Origin of the sequence: Erwinia psidii, assembly GCF_003846135.1 — a bacterium.
GTDB classification, from domain to species: Bacteria; Pseudomonadota; Gammaproteobacteria; order Enterobacterales; family Enterobacteriaceae; genus Erwinia; species Erwinia psidii.
In genome coordinates, this window is sequence record NZ_RHHM01000002.1 from 70,725 (window position 1) to 84,759 (window position 14,035).

Annotated in this window: 17 protein-coding genes; 7 read left to right on the top strand and 10 right to left on the bottom strand. The window is 53.5% G+C overall.

Translation table 11 applies throughout. The features are described 5' to 3' along the window. Positions 1 to 72: 72 nt before the first annotated feature. Positions 73 to 564 carry a YajQ family cyclic di-GMP-binding protein gene (locus EB241_RS02980; RefSeq protein ID WP_124231740.1) on the bottom strand — a complete coding sequence of 164 codons (492 nt, stop codon included), beginning with the start codon at positions 562 to 564 and terminating at the stop codon, positions 73 to 75. A gap of 165 nt (positions 565 to 729) precedes the next feature. Here EB241_RS02980 and panE point away from each other — a divergent pair, with 165 nt between their 5' ends. Further along, positions 730 to 1,650 (top strand): 2-dehydropantoate 2-reductase, encoded by a 921-nt coding sequence (gene panE, locus EB241_RS02985; protein WP_124231741.1) that lies wholly within the window; start codon positions 730 to 732, stop codon positions 1,648 to 1,650. Then, the gene (gene yajL, locus EB241_RS02990) at positions 1,610 to 2,209 is read left to right on the top strand and encodes a protein deglycase YajL (RefSeq protein WP_199737303.1); all 600 of its coding nucleotides are present in this window, start codon (positions 1,610 to 1,612) and stop codon (positions 2,207 to 2,209) included. Before panE ends, yajL begins: the two co-directional genes overlap by 41 nt. Positions 2,210 to 2,217: 8 nt before the next feature. Here the strand turns inward: yajL and EB241_RS02995 are convergent, their stop codons facing one another. From EB241_RS02995 to thiI, 3 genes are all read right to left on the bottom strand, one after another. After that, positions 2,218 to 2,553, bottom strand: a complete 336-nt coding sequence (locus tag EB241_RS02995; RefSeq protein ID WP_124231742.1) for a nuclear transport factor 2 family protein — start codon at positions 2,551 to 2,553, stop codon at positions 2,218 to 2,220. A 70-nt stretch (positions 2,554 to 2,623) separates the two neighbouring features. Then, positions 2,624 to 2,821, bottom strand: a complete 198-nt coding sequence (locus EB241_RS03000) for a hypothetical protein (RefSeq protein ID WP_124231743.1) — start codon at positions 2,819 to 2,821, stop codon at positions 2,624 to 2,626. Further along, positions 2,781 to 4,229: a tRNA uracil 4-sulfurtransferase ThiI gene (gene thiI, locus EB241_RS03005; RefSeq protein ID WP_124231744.1), complete on the bottom strand. Its 1,449-nt coding sequence runs from the start codon at positions 4,227 to 4,229 to the stop codon at positions 2,781 to 2,783. The genes EB241_RS03000 and thiI overlap by 41 nt, the downstream gene beginning before the upstream one ends. Before the next feature lie 334 nt (positions 4,230 to 4,563). Here thiI and xseB point away from each other — a divergent pair, with 334 nt between their 5' ends. The 4 genes from xseB to EB241_RS03025 all read left to right on the top strand — a co-directional run bounded on the left by xseB (position 4,564) and on the right by EB241_RS03025 (position 8,663). Next, positions 4,564 to 4,806: an exodeoxyribonuclease VII small subunit gene (gene xseB, locus EB241_RS03010; protein WP_124232018.1), complete on the top strand. Its 243-nt coding sequence runs from the start codon at positions 4,564 to 4,566 to the stop codon at positions 4,804 to 4,806. Next, entirely contained in the window at positions 4,806 to 5,705 is a 900-nt protein-coding gene (ispA, locus tag EB241_RS03015) for a (2E,6E)-farnesyl diphosphate synthase (protein WP_124231745.1), read from the top strand. Before xseB ends, ispA begins: the two co-directional genes overlap by 1 nt. Before the next feature lie 19 nt (positions 5,706 to 5,724). Next, a complete protein-coding gene (gene dxs, locus EB241_RS03020; protein WP_124231746.1) occupies positions 5,725 to 7,590 on the top strand; it encodes a 1-deoxy-D-xylulose-5-phosphate synthase in 1,866 nt (621 codons plus the stop codon). Between the two features lie 98 nt (positions 7,591 to 7,688). Further along, complete coding sequence (locus EB241_RS03025; protein ID WP_124231747.1) at positions 7,689 to 8,663, top strand: aldo/keto reductase; 975 nt, start codon at positions 7,689 to 7,691, stop codon at positions 8,661 to 8,663. 45 nt (positions 8,664 to 8,708) lie between these two features. Here the strand turns inward: EB241_RS03025 and pgpA are convergent, their stop codons facing one another. The 6 genes from pgpA to nrdR form a co-directional block, all read right to left on the bottom strand. Beyond that, positions 8,709 to 9,248 carry a phosphatidylglycerophosphatase A gene (gene pgpA, locus EB241_RS03030; RefSeq protein WP_124231748.1) on the bottom strand — a complete coding sequence of 180 codons (540 nt, stop codon included), beginning with the start codon at positions 9,246 to 9,248 and terminating at the stop codon, positions 8,709 to 8,711. Further along, a complete protein-coding gene (thiL, locus tag EB241_RS03035; protein WP_124231749.1) occupies positions 9,193 to 10,167 on the bottom strand; it encodes a thiamine-phosphate kinase in 975 nt (324 codons plus the stop codon). Before thiL ends, pgpA begins: the two co-directional genes overlap by 56 nt. 55 nt (positions 10,168 to 10,222) lie before the next feature. Further along, positions 10,223 to 10,642, bottom strand: a complete 420-nt coding sequence (gene nusB / locus EB241_RS03040) for a transcription antitermination factor NusB (RefSeq protein ID WP_124231750.1) — start codon at positions 10,640 to 10,642, stop codon at positions 10,223 to 10,225. 16 nt (positions 10,643 to 10,658) lie between these two features. After that, on the bottom strand, positions 10,659 to 11,129 hold the full coding sequence (gene ribH / locus EB241_RS03045; protein ID WP_124231751.1) for a 6,7-dimethyl-8-ribityllumazine synthase: 471 nt from the start codon (positions 11,127 to 11,129) through the stop codon (positions 10,659 to 10,661). A 110-nt stretch (positions 11,130 to 11,239) separates the two neighbouring features. Then, entirely contained in the window at positions 11,240 to 12,343 is a 1,104-nt protein-coding gene (ribD, locus tag EB241_RS03050; RefSeq protein WP_124231752.1) for a bifunctional diaminohydroxyphosphoribosylaminopyrimidine deaminase/5-amino-6-(5-phosphoribosylamino)uracil reductase RibD, read from the bottom strand. Positions 12,344 to 12,346: 3 nt separating this feature from the next. After that, positions 12,347 to 12,796: a transcriptional regulator NrdR gene (gene nrdR / locus EB241_RS03055; RefSeq protein WP_124231753.1), complete on the bottom strand. Its 450-nt coding sequence runs from the start codon at positions 12,794 to 12,796 to the stop codon at positions 12,347 to 12,349. Positions 12,797 to 13,031: 235 nt separating this feature from the next. Between nrdR and EB241_RS03060 the strand changes: the two genes are divergently transcribed. Beyond that, positions 13,032 to 13,589 carry a DUF3251 domain-containing protein gene (locus EB241_RS03060; RefSeq protein WP_124231754.1) on the top strand — a complete coding sequence of 186 codons (558 nt, stop codon included), beginning with the start codon at positions 13,032 to 13,034 and terminating at the stop codon, positions 13,587 to 13,589. The last annotated feature ends 446 nt before the right edge of the window (positions 13,590 to 14,035 follow it).

Below are 14,035 nucleotides of genomic sequence, written 5' to 3' on the forward strand. Positions count from 1 at the left end.
ATCCGGGAAGCAATAATAGCGTCAGGTGCTAAGGTTGCAAAAAAACAGGGCGAAAACACTCGCCCTGTCTGATTAATCACGGAAATTTTTAAACTGAAAAGGCTGGCCAAGATTGCCGCCACGCACCAGTGCCATCGCCCCCTGCAAATCATCACGCGACTTACCTGTCACCCGAACCTCTTCACCCTGGATTTGCGACTGCACTTTCAGCTTGCTGTCTTTGATAAGCTTTACCAGTTTCTTCGCCACATCGGTTGGGATGCCTTTTTTCAGTTGCGCATCAACAGCCCAGGTTTTACCGCTGTGTTCTATCTCTTCGGGAACCTCCAGCGCTCCCCCCTCAATACCGCGCTTGAGCAGCTTTTCGCGCAGAATATCCACCAGCTGTTTCACCTGGAAATCGGACTCGCTTAATACCTTTATTGACTCATTCTTCTCATTAAGCTCGTAGCTGGCCGTAACGTTGCGAAAGTCGAAACGGCTCGACACTTCGCGGTTGGCATTCTCAACGGCATTTTTCACTTCCTGCATGTCAATTTCTGAAACAATATCGAAAGATGGCATGGTCCTGTTCTCCTGATCCTAAAGTAGCAGGCATAATACCGACTTAGCAGGCTTAAAAAAACCACCCGTGTGGAAGGCTATAATGGCAAGAGTAGCCAACCACAGCGAACAGCAGTCAACTGACGGCAACGCAAAATAATCTCAACCGGTATGCGGAGAGGATGAATGAAGATTACCGTCTTAGGATGCGGTGCTTTAGGGCAAATCTGGCTGGCAGCCCTTGATGCCCAGGGACATGAGGTTCAGGGCTGGCTGCGAGTGCCGCAGTCCCGGTGCCGGGTGAATGTGATCACGCCAGAGGGCGCATCCATCAACAAGACCTTCATTGCTAACGATTCAGCATTTCTCAGGCAGAGCAATTTGTTGCTGGTGACGCTGAAAGCCTGGCAGGTCTCTGAAGCGGTGAAAAATATACAGTCGGTGCTGCCAGAGTCGTGTCCGGTTCTGCTGGTGCATAATGGCATGGGCACGCTGGAAGAACTGAAATCACTCAGGCAGCCACTGCTGCACGGCATTACCACTCACGCAGCCAGACGCGACGGCACGCTGGTTGTACACGTGGCTGGCGGCATCACCCACATTGGCCCCGCTTCGCCAGACGGGGCGAGTCTCAGTTCGCTGGCAGAAGTGCTGCAACAGGCCCTGCCCGATGTGGCATGGCATAATAACGTTGCGTCTGCCGCCTGGCAGAAACTGGCGGTAAACTGCGTAATCAATCCACTGACGGTGAAGTATGACTGCCTCAATGGCGAACTGCTCGAGCACCAACAGGAAGTGACGCTGTTGTGTAACGAAGTTGCCACCGTAATGGAGCGGGAAGGCCAGCATACGTCACGTAAAGCGTTACTGGCCTACGTGATGGATGTCATTCATACCACCGCCGCCAATACCTCGTCGATGTTGCAGGATATTCGCGCCGGACGACGCACCGAAATAGACTACATTACCGGCTATGTTATCCGTCGTGCGCGGGCACAGGGCCTGACCACGCCGGAGAACAACCGGCTTTATGAACTGATTAAGCATAAGGAACAAAATGATGGGCGTGAACGCATCGGTACTGGTTTGCCTGGCCGCTGGCAGTGAAGAAATGGAAGCCGTCACCATTATCGATCTGCTGGTGCGGGGAGGCTTATCGGTCACTACCGCCAGCGTAACTGAAGATGGCAGTACGGAGATTTGCTGTTCACGCGGCGTGAGGCTGCTGGCCGACGCACCACTGATTGAGGTGGCGGATAATGATTTCGCGGCCATTGTGCTGCCTGGCGGTCTGAAAGGTGCTGAAGCCTTCCGTGACAGCCCGCTGCTGGTGGAAACGGTTCGTCAGTTTCACCTCTCCGGGCGTATTGTGGCGGCGATCTGTGCCGCTGCCGGTACCGTACTGGTGCCGCACGATCTGTTTCCCGTCGGCAATATGACCGGATTTCCTGGCCTTAAGGAAACTATCCCCGACGCAAAATGGATGGACAAGCGGGTGGTATGGGACCCACGGGTCAATCTGCTCACCAGCCAGGGGCCGGGGACAGCCATCGACTTTGCCCTGAAACTGATCGATCTGCTGGCAGGAAAAGAGAAAGCCCACCATGTCGCCAGCCAGTTGGTGCTGGCTGCCGGTATTTTTGATTACCGCGAATGGGTGGAATAAGGCGACCGCTAAGGAAAATAAAACCAGGCGGTGGCAATAAGATTATCTTTCACTTCAAAGACCGCAACACTTTCCAGCGGTTCAGGGGACAGACCATAAATAAGCTCGTGATCGAAAACCTTATTTCCCAGAACAATTCTTGAGAGAAGCTCGGCCCGGAGTTCAGGATTATTAAAACGATGATTGAGGTAAAACGCGCGTAACGAAGCCTTACCCGTCGTTGAGGGTGATTCAGCAGGCATTCGGTATCCTTTGAAATCATCCGTGAAACATGACAAAAAGGCGTCAATATCATGGGCATTGTATGCTGCAAACTGCGCCTTAACCGGTATATCTGCTGACATGGCAACCTCAAGAGAATAAATAAAAATTCATTTTACGAGTATATATATTCAAAGCTACCAGGCAAGATCTTCATGCCACACTAACGGTTTTGCCACCGTTCACCACCGCACCCTGTTGGATACCGGTCTTACCGGACAGCAAAACGCGCTTATGGGGTATCTTACGCTGGGCTAAGGCAGGGACGTTGAGGGCAGGAAAAAAAGGGCGGCGGGCGCCGCCCTCTGGTTTATGGACGGTAAACTTTAACGTTGGTAAAGCCTTGCTCATGCAGATACAACGCCTGCAAACGGCTCATCACGCCGCGATCGCAGTAAAGCAGCCAGCTTCTACTCTGATCGAGATTGCCAAACTGGCTGCTGAGTTTATAAAACGGCAGGCATTTTACCGCAACGCCGTCCAGCGACAGCGGACGGTCTTCCTGCTCGTCGGGTGAGCGGATATCCAGCACCACGTCGTTGTCACTGAAAGAAACCACGGTTTCCACCTCCACCACTTCCTGCTGCGTCTCCTCAGCAATCTGGCGGATATCAACGTTGGTCGCTTCCGCCACAACACGCTCAAGGATGGCGAAATCGAAATGCTGCTCTTCCGCTTCAATTTTGGCTTTCACTGCCTTAACGGTTGGGCTTTTGGAGATCACACCACAGTATTCCGGCATGGTACGGGCAAAATCTTCTGTACCAATTTCCCGTGCAATATTGATGATGTGCTCTTTATCATGAGAAATCAGCGGACGCAGGATCAGCGTATCCGAAGCATTGTCAATCAGCCGCAGGTTGGTCAGCGTCTGACTGGAAACCTGACCAAGCGCCTCACCGGTGACTATCGCCTGCACGCCATAGCGTTCAGCGATGGTTGACGCCGCACGGACCATCATCCGCTTCAGCACCACGCCCATCTGGCCGTCTTCCACTTTTTCAAGGATCTCGCCTACCACTGGCTCAAAATTAACCGCCACAAAACGAACTTTGTGCGAACGGCCAAAACGCTGCCATAAGTAGTGAGCTACCTGACGCACGCCAATTTCATGCGCCGCACCGCCAAGATTAAAGAAACAGTAATGTACGCGGCAGCCACGGCGGATCAACATATAGCTGGACACCCCGGAATCGAAACCACCAGAAATTAGCGACAACACTTCTTCCTGGGTCCCAATCGGAAAACCACCGATACCGGCAAAGCGTCCGGTCACCAGCAGCAACCGCTCGTCATCAATCTCCAGATTAACCGTCACCTCAGGATGATTCAGCTTCACCTTTGCGTTGGCAACATGCTGGTTAAGCCCACCGCCCACATAGCGCTCGACATCCTGCGAGCTGAAATCATGACTGCCACGTCGTTTTACGCGAACACAGAAGGTTTTCCCTGCAATCCTGTCCCGATTCAGCTCAAGCGTTTGTTCAAAGATATGGTGGATATCGGTGTAAACACGGTCTTCGACTGCCAGAACGTGGTGAATGCCTGGAATACGGGTCAGCTCATCGACAATATTGCGGCGCTGACTTTCGTCTTTGGCACGGACCTCAATATGGTCCCAGTGCCGTACCACGGCTAACGCATCATCGTACTGTTTCAGCACGTTGCGAATATTCGTGGTGAGAATTTTAATAAAGCGCAGACGAACGGACTGACTTTTAATGGTAATTTCGGGAAATAACTTGATAATAAACTTCATGGTGACACTGGCTCAAAAGGCAATAAAGTGCTGAAAATTCGGCACTCAGAGAGTAAAATCGTCGTGGTCAACCGGCTTGTCGAATGCAAGCAGTCGGACAACACGGGCGACAGTAAGGCAGCCTGGCGTATTTATGCCCGGATGTTCACCCAGCAAAGTTCCGGTATGTATGCACACTTCAGACAGGCAGAGTGCATCAGGCACGCAAGTGTATCACAGCTCTGCGGCAACTGCTTCTTCATCTGTAAATGGCACCATTATTTTGCTAAACAATTTGAGTCAGCTACCATGAGCGTTTCATGGTGAAAAAAAAATGACTGAGCCGATAGCCATTATGCCGAAAAAAGCCGAACAGCCTGCCAGCTTTGAAACCTCGCTTCAACAGCTGGAGCAAATAGTATCGCGTCTGGAAAGTGGTGATTTACCGCTGGAAGAGGCGCTCAGTGAATTTGAACGTGGGGTGCAGCTTGCCCGTCTGGGACAGCAAAAATTACAGCAGGCGGAACAGCGCGTGCAAATTCTGCTCAGTGATGACAAAGATGCCTGTCTGAAGCCTTTCACCCCGGAAAACGACTGATGGATTTTTGCGATCTCCTTACCGCGCATCACGCGCGGGTGAACCAGGCTTTGCAACATTTTATTGCACCGCTACCGTTTCAGAGTTCTCCTCTGGTCAACGCGATGGAATATGGTGCATTGTTGGGCGGTAAGCGACTGCGTCCCTTTTTGGTCTATGCCACTGGAGAGATGCTCCATGCTGACAGTAGCGCTCTGGATGCGCCTGCCGCGGCGGTCGAATGCATCCATGCTTATTCGCTTATTCACGATGATTTACCCGCCATGGATGATGACAGCCTTCGTCGCGGTCAGCCTACCTGTCATATTAAATTTGGCGAGGACACGGCTGTTCTCGCTGGAGACGCCTTGCAGACGCTGGCCTTTACCATCCTGGCTGATACCCCAATGCCTGGCGTGGGAGCGTCTGACAGAATTGCGATGATCTCAGAGCTGGCAAAGGCCAGCGGCGTCGCTGGCATGTGTGGCGGCCAGGCGCTGGACCTGGCAGCAGAAGGTCGTCAGGTGGATCTGAGCGCACTGGAACAGATTCATCGCCATAAAACCGGCGCGTTGATCCGTGCCGCGGTGAGATTAGGGGCGCTGGCAGCCGGTAGTCGTGGTGGTGAGGCAATGCCTGCGCTGGATCGCTACGCGGATGCCATCGGTCTTGCCTTTCAGGTACAGGACGACATTCTCGATGTGGTGGGTGACACCGCCGTTATCGGCAAGCGACAGGGAGCCGATCAGCAATTAGGAAAAAGCACCTATCCGGCGCTGTTAGGGCTTGAGGGTGCACGGGCGAAAGCCCAGGATCTGCACCAGGAAGCATTAAGCGCTCTTGAAACACTTGCTTCGCAATCCTTTAACACTGCATCATTACAGTTGCTTGCAAGTTACATAATTGAACGTAATAAATAACGCCCACAATGAGTCTCTGATGAGTTTTGATAATACAAAATATCCGGTGCTGGCCCAGGCGAGTTCGGTACAAGAATTACGTACGCTTTCCAAAGAAAGCCTGCCAAAACTCTGTGACGAGTTGCGCCAGTATTTACTCGACAGCGTCAGCCGTTCAAGCGGCCATTTTGCTTCCGGGTTGGGAGTGGTGGAGCTGACTGTCGCACTGCATTACGTTTACAATACCCCTTTCGATCATCTGATATGGGACGTGGGCCATCAGGCTTATCCCCATAAAATCCTGACCGGGCGCCGCGACCGTATTGGTACCATTCGTCAAAAAAATGGCCTGCATGCTTTCCCCTGGCGGGATGAAAGTGAATATGACGTACTGAACGTTGGCCACTCATCCACCTCAATCAGTGCCGGTCTGGGTCTGGCCGTGGCGGCGCAAAAAGAAGACAAAGGACGTCGCACCGCCTGCGTGATTGGTGACGGCGCAATCACTGCGGGTATGGCCTTTGAGGCGATGAACCACGCAGGCGATATTAAGCCGGACATCCTGGTGATACTTAACGACAATGAGATGTCGATTTCCGAAAACGTCGGCGCACTCAATAATCGCCTGGCACAAATCCTGTCCGGTAAGACCTATTCCCGGCTGCGCGAAGGTGGGAAAAAAGTGCTGACCAACCTGCCGCCGATTAAAGAGCTGGTCAAACGCACAGAAGAACACCTGAAAGGCATGGTGGCACCCGGTACGCTGTTCGAAGAACTGGGCTTTAACTATATCGGACCGGTTGACGGCCACGATGTACTGTCACTGGTGCACACCCTGAGCAACATGCGCCAACTGAAAGGCCCACAGTTCCTGCACATCATGACCCGCAAGGGCAAAGGCTACGCACCGGCAGAAAAGGATCCTATCAGCTGGCATGCCGTACCTAAATTTGATCCCGCCAGTGGCCTGTTGCCGAAAGCGGCTGAAAGCCTGCCCAGCTATTCGAAAATCTTTGGTCAGTGGCTGAGCGAAACCGCCAAAAACGATCCTAAACTCATGGCGATCACGCCAGCGATGCGTGAAGGTTCTGGCATGGTCAGCTTTTCCCGCGATTATCCCCAGCAGTATTTCGACGTGGCGATTGCAGAACAACATGCGGTGACCTTCGCTGCGGGTCTCGCTATCGGTGGCTATAAGCCCGTTGTGGCGATCTATTCCACCTTTCTGCAACGTGCTTATGATCAGCTGATCCACGATGTGGCGATCCAGAAACTGCCGGTGCTGTTCGCCATCGATCGCGGCGGGATCGTGGGGGCTGACGGTCAGACGCATCAGGGCGCCTTTGATATCGCCTTCCTGCGCTGTATTCCTACCATGATTATCATGACGCCAAGCGATGAAAACGAATGCCGACAGATGTTATACACCGGCTATCACCACCACCACGGACCAAGTGCGGTGCGCTATCCACGAGGCACCGGCACGGGAGCAGAGCTGACGCCGCTGGCCATGTTGCCGCTGGGCAAAGCGGTAGTGAAACGCCAGGGGGAAAAGCTGGCGATCCTTAACTTTGGTACGCTCCTGCCGGAAGCGACGAGCGCGGCCGAATCGCTGAACGCGACGCTGGTGGATATGCGCTTTGTTAAGCCACTGGACGAAACGCTGATCCTGACCCTCGCCGCCAGCCATGACGCCCTGATTACGCTGGAAGAAGGGACAATCAAAGGAGGGGCAGGAAGTGGGGTGATTGAGCTGCTGATGGCAAAACGTCGTTGTGTACCGGTATTGAATATCGGCCTGCCGGATGAGTTCATTCCGCAGGGCACGCAGGGAGAGATTCGCCATGACTACCAGCTGGATGCCGAAGGCATAAAGCAACAAATCAGCCGCTGGCTGGCCCAGTAATTCCGCACCATGCTCCCCGTTTGGGGAGCCTTTCACCTGCTATGCTTAACGGACATATAACCGGCTGATATGTAATTGGCCGACCAGCAGGAGCCTGCATGAAAACCATCAAATTAGGCAACACCGACCTGACCGTTTCCCGCCTCTGCCTGGGTTGCATGACCTACGGTGAACCCGTGCGCGGTAACCATGCCTGGACGCTGCCGGAAGAAAGCAGCAGGCCTTTGATCAAACAGGCGCTGGCTGCCGGGATCAATTTTTTCGACACGGCGAACAGTTATTCCGACGGCAGCAGCGAGGAGATCGTTGGCCGGGCGCTGAAAGCGTATGCCCGACGGGATGAGATTGTGGTGGCCACCAAAGTTTATTTCCCGATGAGTAACCTGTCCGGCGGCCTGTCACGCGCCACTATCCTGCAATCCATTGATGACAGCCTGACCCGTCTGGGGATGGACTATGTTGATTTACTTCAGATCCACCGCTGGGACTATGACACGCCGCTGGAAGAAACGCTCGAAGCCCTGCATGACGTGGTGAAATCCGGCAAGGCCCGTTACATCGGTGCATCCTCCATGTATGCATGGCAGTTTGCCAAAGCCCTCTACACAGCCGATCGCTACGGCTGGACGCGATTTGTCACCATGCAGGATCAGTACAATCTGATCCAGCGTGAAGAGGAGCGCGAAATGCACCCGCTTTGCCAGGCAGAAAACATTGCCGTGCTGCCCTGGAGTCCGCTGGCGCGGGGACGGTTAACACGTCCGTGGGGCGAAACCACGGCCCGTTCCGTCTCCGACGAGTTTGGCCGCACGCTTTATAACAATATGGAAGAGAACGACAGCGCGATTGCTCAGCGCGTGGCAACCATCGCAGAAGATAAAGGTATCAGCCGGGCACAGGTTGCCCTCTCATGGCTACTGGCTAAGCCAGCCGTCACCGCGCCTGTTATTGGCGCATCGCGGGCTGAACAGCTGGATGATTTGGTCAAATCGGTGCAGGTCACACTGACTGAGGAAGAGATTGCCGAGCTGGAAAGCGTTTATCAGCCACACCCCGTGGTTGGCTTCGCATAACCGGCTGAGGACATGGCGCGGACAGCAGCGCCATGCCCGTGCGGGCTAAATAAACAGATAATGGCCGGCGGTATAAAGGATGCCGGCGGAAATAATCCCGGCAACGATATCATCAACCATGATCCCCATACCGCCATGAACGTTGCGATCAAACCAACGGATTGGCCAGGGTTTCCACATATCCAGAATGCGGAAAATCACAAATCCCGCTAATACCCACTGCCAGCGGTTTACCGGGATCGCCATCAGCGTAATCCACATACCGATAAACTCATCCCAGACAATACAGCCATGATCGTGTACCCCCATATCCTTCGCGGTGCGGTGGCAAAGATAAACACCGATACAGATGCCGAACATCACCACCAGGGAATAGACATCCGGCGGCAACCCTGTCATCAGATACCAGAACGGAATCGACGCCAGTGAGCCAACGGTGCCGGGCAGATAAGGGCTTAAACCACTACCGAAACCGGTTGCCAGCAAATGCCAGGGATTACTCATTTTCAGGCGACGTTTCGCCACATCGTTATTTGCCGGCAAAATGATCGAATCCCTGCATCGTGTTCTCCACGGGTTTGCCATTCTTTAACAACACCAGGCCCTCGCTTTGCGGCGCAATCTGCCCCACGCAGGTAAAGGGCACACCAGAGTTACCCAAAGCCACATCCAGTGCGCCCCGGTTAATCTCAGGCACGGTAAAGCAGAGTTCGTAATCTTCACCACCGCTCAGCGCCCAGCATAACGCCCGATCGGGCTCAAAGTGCTTTAGCACCTCTGACAAAGGCAACGCCTCAAGGTTGAGGCGTGCGCCGCAGCCGCTGGCAGACAGAATATGACCAATATCTGAAATCAACCCGTCAGAGATATCGATAGCAGAACTGGCGAGATCGCGCAGTGCCTGGCCCTGCAACACCCGTGGCATCGGACGCAGGTGACGTTTGATCAATGCTTCATGGACTGACGGATCGTTAATTTTAATGCGGTGCTGTAACAACGCCAGACCGGCAGCACTGTCTCCCAGTGTGCCGGTGACATAAATCCAGTCGCCAGGACGGGCACCGGAACGTTTCAGCGCCCTGCCCTGTGGCACCAGACCATGTATGCCGAGCGTCATACTCAGCGGTCCACGCGTGGTATCACCACCGATCAGCTGCATATTATAATAGTCGAGCAGCTCAAACAGGCTGTCACTGAACGCCTTCAGCCAGGGTTCATCCACCGCGGGTAGCGTCAGCGCAAGGGTCAGCCACGCCGGATCGGCTCCCATTGCAGCCAGATCGCTCAGATTAACCGCCAGCGCTTTGTAGCCGAGATCGGCCGGATGGATATCACGCAGAAAATGGACACCTTCCACCAGCGTATCGGTACTGATCGCCAGGGTCTGCTTTTCCGGCAAGCTCAGTAATGCGCAGTCATCGCCGATGCCTTTTTCCACATCGCGACGGGAACTGGTCACACGGTCAAAATACCGGGAGATCAGTTCGAATTCGCCACAGGCCATACACGTTATTCCGGGTCTGAAAATGAATGAGGCCGGTTAAACCGGCCTGGCAGGATTACTTTCTGTTGGGACGTATTTGCGGTGCGGCTTTATCCAGTACGCCATTGACAAACTTATGGCTGTCTTCAGCACCAAATACTTTCGCCAGCTCAATCCCTTCGTTAATGGCGACTTTATAGGGAACATCGGCACGCTTGCTCAGCTCATACAAAGACAGGCGCAGAACGGCTTTTTCTACCTGACCCAGCTCATCCAACTGGCGGGAGAGGTAAGGCTTCATCAGACCATCCAGATACGCGCTGTGGGTTGCAACGCCGCTCAGCAGCTCACGGAAATAGCTGATATCGACATCTTTGACATCTTGCTCCGCCAGAAACTGGTATTCGACATCTGCGATGTCGTTATTAGACAACTGCCAGGAGTAAAGCGCCTGGACAGCACATTCACGGGCGCGGCGACGAGCAGCAGGTTTCACGACATTCCCCTTAAGATCAGGCTTTAACAGCTTTCAGTACGTTAATCATTTCAAGTGCGGTAAGAGCAGCTTCCGCCCCTTTATTACCCGCTTTCGTTCCGGCACGTTCAATGGCTTGCTCGATGTTTTCCGTGGTCAGCACACCAAATGCAACCGGTATGTCGCTGGTCATGGCGACACTGGCCAGACCAGAGCTGGCTTCACCTGCGACGTATTCAAAGTGTGCCGTACCACCACGGATCACCGTTCCCAGCGCCACAACCGCATCATGTTTACCCGCTTTTGCCAGAGCACGTGCCGTGACAGGCATTTCATAGGCACCCGGCACCCAGACCACGGTGATATTTTCATCTTTCACCTGGCCGATGCGCTTTAATGCATCAATGGCACCGCTCAACAAACTGTCGTTAATAAAGTTGTTGAAACGGGCGATAACAATGGCCACGCGCGCATCAGGAGTGGCAACAGCAGCTTCAATCACGTTCATAATTTTCCTTTCAGGATTCGGTTATGGCCCGCAGGGGGGCGGATTCTATCACATTTATAAACGATCTGCCTGCCAGATTACGCCGACGTCCGGGCGATATTTTTTCGCTGTTATTCCGGGGTCAGGGTAAGGCGCACGTCCGGCCCTACCTGACGAACATCGCTAAACGTAAACCGAGGGGCTTTCGCCAGCTGTTCCAGTCCGGGCAGATGGCACAATCCGTGCGCCGCGTCGCCAAGCAGCTTAGGGGCCAGGTAGAGAATTAACTCGTCGACCATGCCCGTCATCAACAGCGCGCCCGCCAGCGTTGCGCCGGCCTCAACCCATACGCTGTTGATCTGCCGCTGTCCGAGCAGCAGCATCAGCGAGACTAAATCAGCCCGCTGATTGTGTTGTGGCAGAGCAAGTTGCTGCACATTATCCGGCCAGGGGAGTCCATCGGGCTGCTGACGGGCCAGCCAGGTTTCTCCGGGCTGATGAATCAGGCGGTGCTGTGGTGTCACCCGGTTATGGCTGTCAATCACCACCCGCACCGGCTGACGCAAAGGTTCCCGCGGGCAGGCAATTTGCGTGTCGCTGTTTAACTCATTCCAGCGTACCGTCAACGACGGATCGTCGGCCAGCACGGTGGCACTGGTGGTGAGAATAGCCGAACTTTGCGCCCTCAGTCGCTGAACATCACGCCGGGCTTCAGGTGAGGTGATCCACTGACTTTCACCACTCGCCATTGCCGTGCGCCCGTCCAACGACGCCGCCATTTTAAGCTGAAGCCAGGGAAAACCGGTGCGCATACGTTTGAGAAAACCACGGTTCAGCGCCTCGGCTTCCTGCATCATCAGCCCGTGACTGACATCGATGCCAGCCTGTTGCAAACGGTACAGGCCGCGCCCTGCCACCTGCGGGTTGGGGTCTGGCATCGCGGCGACCACCCGGCTAATGCCTGCGGCAATTAATGCCTCGCAGCAGGGCGGTGTGCGTCCGTGGTGGCTGCAAGGCTCCAGTGTGACATAGGCTGTGGCCCCCTGCGCTCTGTCACCCGCCATGCGCAACGCATGAATTTCAGCGTGAGGTTCACCGGCGCGCAGATGATAGCCTTCCCCGACCATGTTGCCGTCACGAACAATGACACAGCCGACCTGAGGATTTGGCATGGTGGTAAAGCGCCCACGACGGGCCAGTTCGAGTGCGCGAGCCATCCAGATTTCATCTTGCATGGTTCAGTCCTGTAATCTGGCGATCTCTTCGCCAAATTCACGAATATCCTCAAAGCTGCGATAAACCGAGGCGAAGCGAATATAGGCCACCTTATCCAGCTTTTTCAGCTCGTCCATCACCAGATTGCCGATCATTTTACTGGTCACTTCACGCTCGCCGGTGGAGCGGAGCTGCGTTTTAATATGACTGAGGGCATTTTCCACATCATCCGAATTGACAGGCCGCTTCTCCAGCGCTTTCAGCATACCGCTGCATAATTTGTCTTCGTTAAAGGGTTCACGAATGTCGTTGCTTTTGACCACCCTGGGCATGACCAGTTCTGCCACTTCAAAGGTGGTGAAACGTTCATGGCAAAGCAGGCACTGACGACGGCGGCGCACCGAGGTGCCTTCCCCCACCAGACGGGAATCGATCACTTTGGTATCCACAGCGGAACAGAACGGGCAATGCATGATGTTTCCTGACAGTGCTGGAAATGGGTATACAGTGTAACGCGAAGTCACTGTTAACAAAATAACGGGCTGGCCATTTGATGACTCCCCACAGAGAAATACGACGGTGCTTTTGCTTCAGAGGGTTACAGCAATTCAGACAAATACACTATGATATGCCGTCCTGAAGCCTTTTCATGTATAGCCGGGACCCGTTTACCTTTATCTGTCATCGTTTGCAAGGAGCTGACTGGTAATGACCAGAGTAAGAATAAGAAAAAATCTGTTGCTGTCTGTCGCGCTGCTGGCCGGTTGCGCTTCGCCCCCGCAGCAGGTTGACATGGACAAACTGCATAATCAGATAGGTCAGTTAAAGAGTGAAATGCAGCAACTGACCGTGCAGACCACCGCACTGCATCAGCAAAACATGCTTAACTCGAATTCCACTGAAGGTGCATGGCTGCTCCCCGCCGCTGACACGCCGGTCCTGCTAAACAGTGCAGTCGGTGAGATTCGCCTGTCTCTCAGTCAGATTACCGCCAGTGACCGCGGGAGCCAGGCAACGCTGAAAATCCGATCCGTTGCGGCAACCGCGCTTCCTGCGTTTACCGCTCAGGTTGAATGGGGTGAATGCGATCCCACAACGGGTAAACCACTTCAGATAAATAAACAGCGTCAGATCGTCCGTGCTGACAGCACACTGCAACCGCAAAGCGAGATAGCGATACCGCTTCTGCTCAGCAACACCACGCCAGAACAGACAGGCTATCTTCGCGTGCAGGGTATTACTATGGTTGCACGTCCCCAGCGCTGAAATTTTGCTTACCATGCATGGGCGAAAAGGGGGGACTGCTCCCCCTTATCCGGCCACTCACAGTGCCGAACGGATATTATTTTCGAACGACGCCTGCAAATCTGGTTACGTTAAAAATTTTTATCACACCGCAGCTTTCATTAGAAAACTTTAATGCACATCAAAACACCCCGAAAAAATAACTGATTAAAATCATAACATTATTTATCAATAAACAATCAATATCACATTTTTATTGAAATTTACTCGCAACATCCTTGCCAGTCACACCATTTAACATTAACATCATTAACGTATCAGAGACGCACATTCTTTAATTATCCACTATCTCCTTTTGAGGGAGTTATAATGTCTCATTGCATCCATTTTTTTTATCAGTTGATTATTTCTCAGCGCAACAATAGCGCCGTTGGCACTTTTTATTTAATCGCTGCACCTACTTAATT

Bases quoted from the DNA above. Each gene is read 5' to 3' on its own strand.
- EB241_RS02980 (WP_124231740.1), bottom strand. From the start codon at position 564: ATGCCATCTTTCGATATTGTTTCAGAAATTGACATGCAGGAAGTGAAA.
- panE (WP_124231741.1), top strand. From the start codon at position 730: ATGAAGATTACCGTCTTAGGATGCGGTGCTTTAGGGCAAATCTGGCTG.
- EB241_RS02995 (WP_124231742.1), bottom strand. From the start codon at position 2,553: ATGTCAGCAGATATACCGGTTAAGGCGCAGTTTGCAGCATACAATGCC.
- EB241_RS03000 (WP_124231743.1), bottom strand. From the start codon at position 2,821: ATGAGCAAGGCTTTACCAACGTTAAAGTTTACCGTCCATAAACCAGAG.
- thiI (WP_124231744.1), bottom strand. From the start codon at position 4,229: ATGAAGTTTATTATCAAGTTATTTCCCGAAATTACCATTAAAAGTCAG.
- xseB (WP_124232018.1), top strand. From the start codon at position 4,564: ATGCCGAAAAAAGCCGAACAGCCTGCCAGCTTTGAAACCTCGCTTCAA.
- ispA (WP_124231745.1), top strand. From the start codon at position 4,806: ATGGATTTTTGCGATCTCCTTACCGCGCATCACGCGCGGGTGAACCAG.
- dxs (WP_124231746.1), top strand. From the start codon at position 5,725: ATGAGTTTTGATAATACAAAATATCCGGTGCTGGCCCAGGCGAGTTCG.
- EB241_RS03025 (WP_124231747.1), top strand. From the start codon at position 7,689: ATGAAAACCATCAAATTAGGCAACACCGACCTGACCGTTTCCCGCCTC.
- pgpA (WP_124231748.1), bottom strand. From the start codon at position 9,248: ATGGCAAACCCGTGGAGAACACGATGCAGGGATTCGATCATTTTGCCG.
- thiL (WP_124231749.1), bottom strand. From the start codon at position 10,167: ATGGCCTGTGGCGAATTCGAACTGATCTCCCGGTATTTTGACCGTGTG.
- ribH (WP_124231751.1), bottom strand. From the start codon at position 11,129: ATGAACGTGATTGAAGCTGCTGTTGCCACTCCTGATGCGCGCGTGGCC.
- ribD (WP_124231752.1), bottom strand. From the start codon at position 12,343: ATGCAAGATGAAATCTGGATGGCTCGCGCACTCGAACTGGCCCGTCGT.
- nrdR (WP_124231753.1), bottom strand. From the start codon at position 12,796: ATGCATTGCCCGTTCTGTTCCGCTGTGGATACCAAAGTGATCGATTCC.
- EB241_RS03060 (WP_124231754.1), top strand. From the start codon at position 13,032: ATGACCAGAGTAAGAATAAGAAAAAATCTGTTGCTGTCTGTCGCGCTG.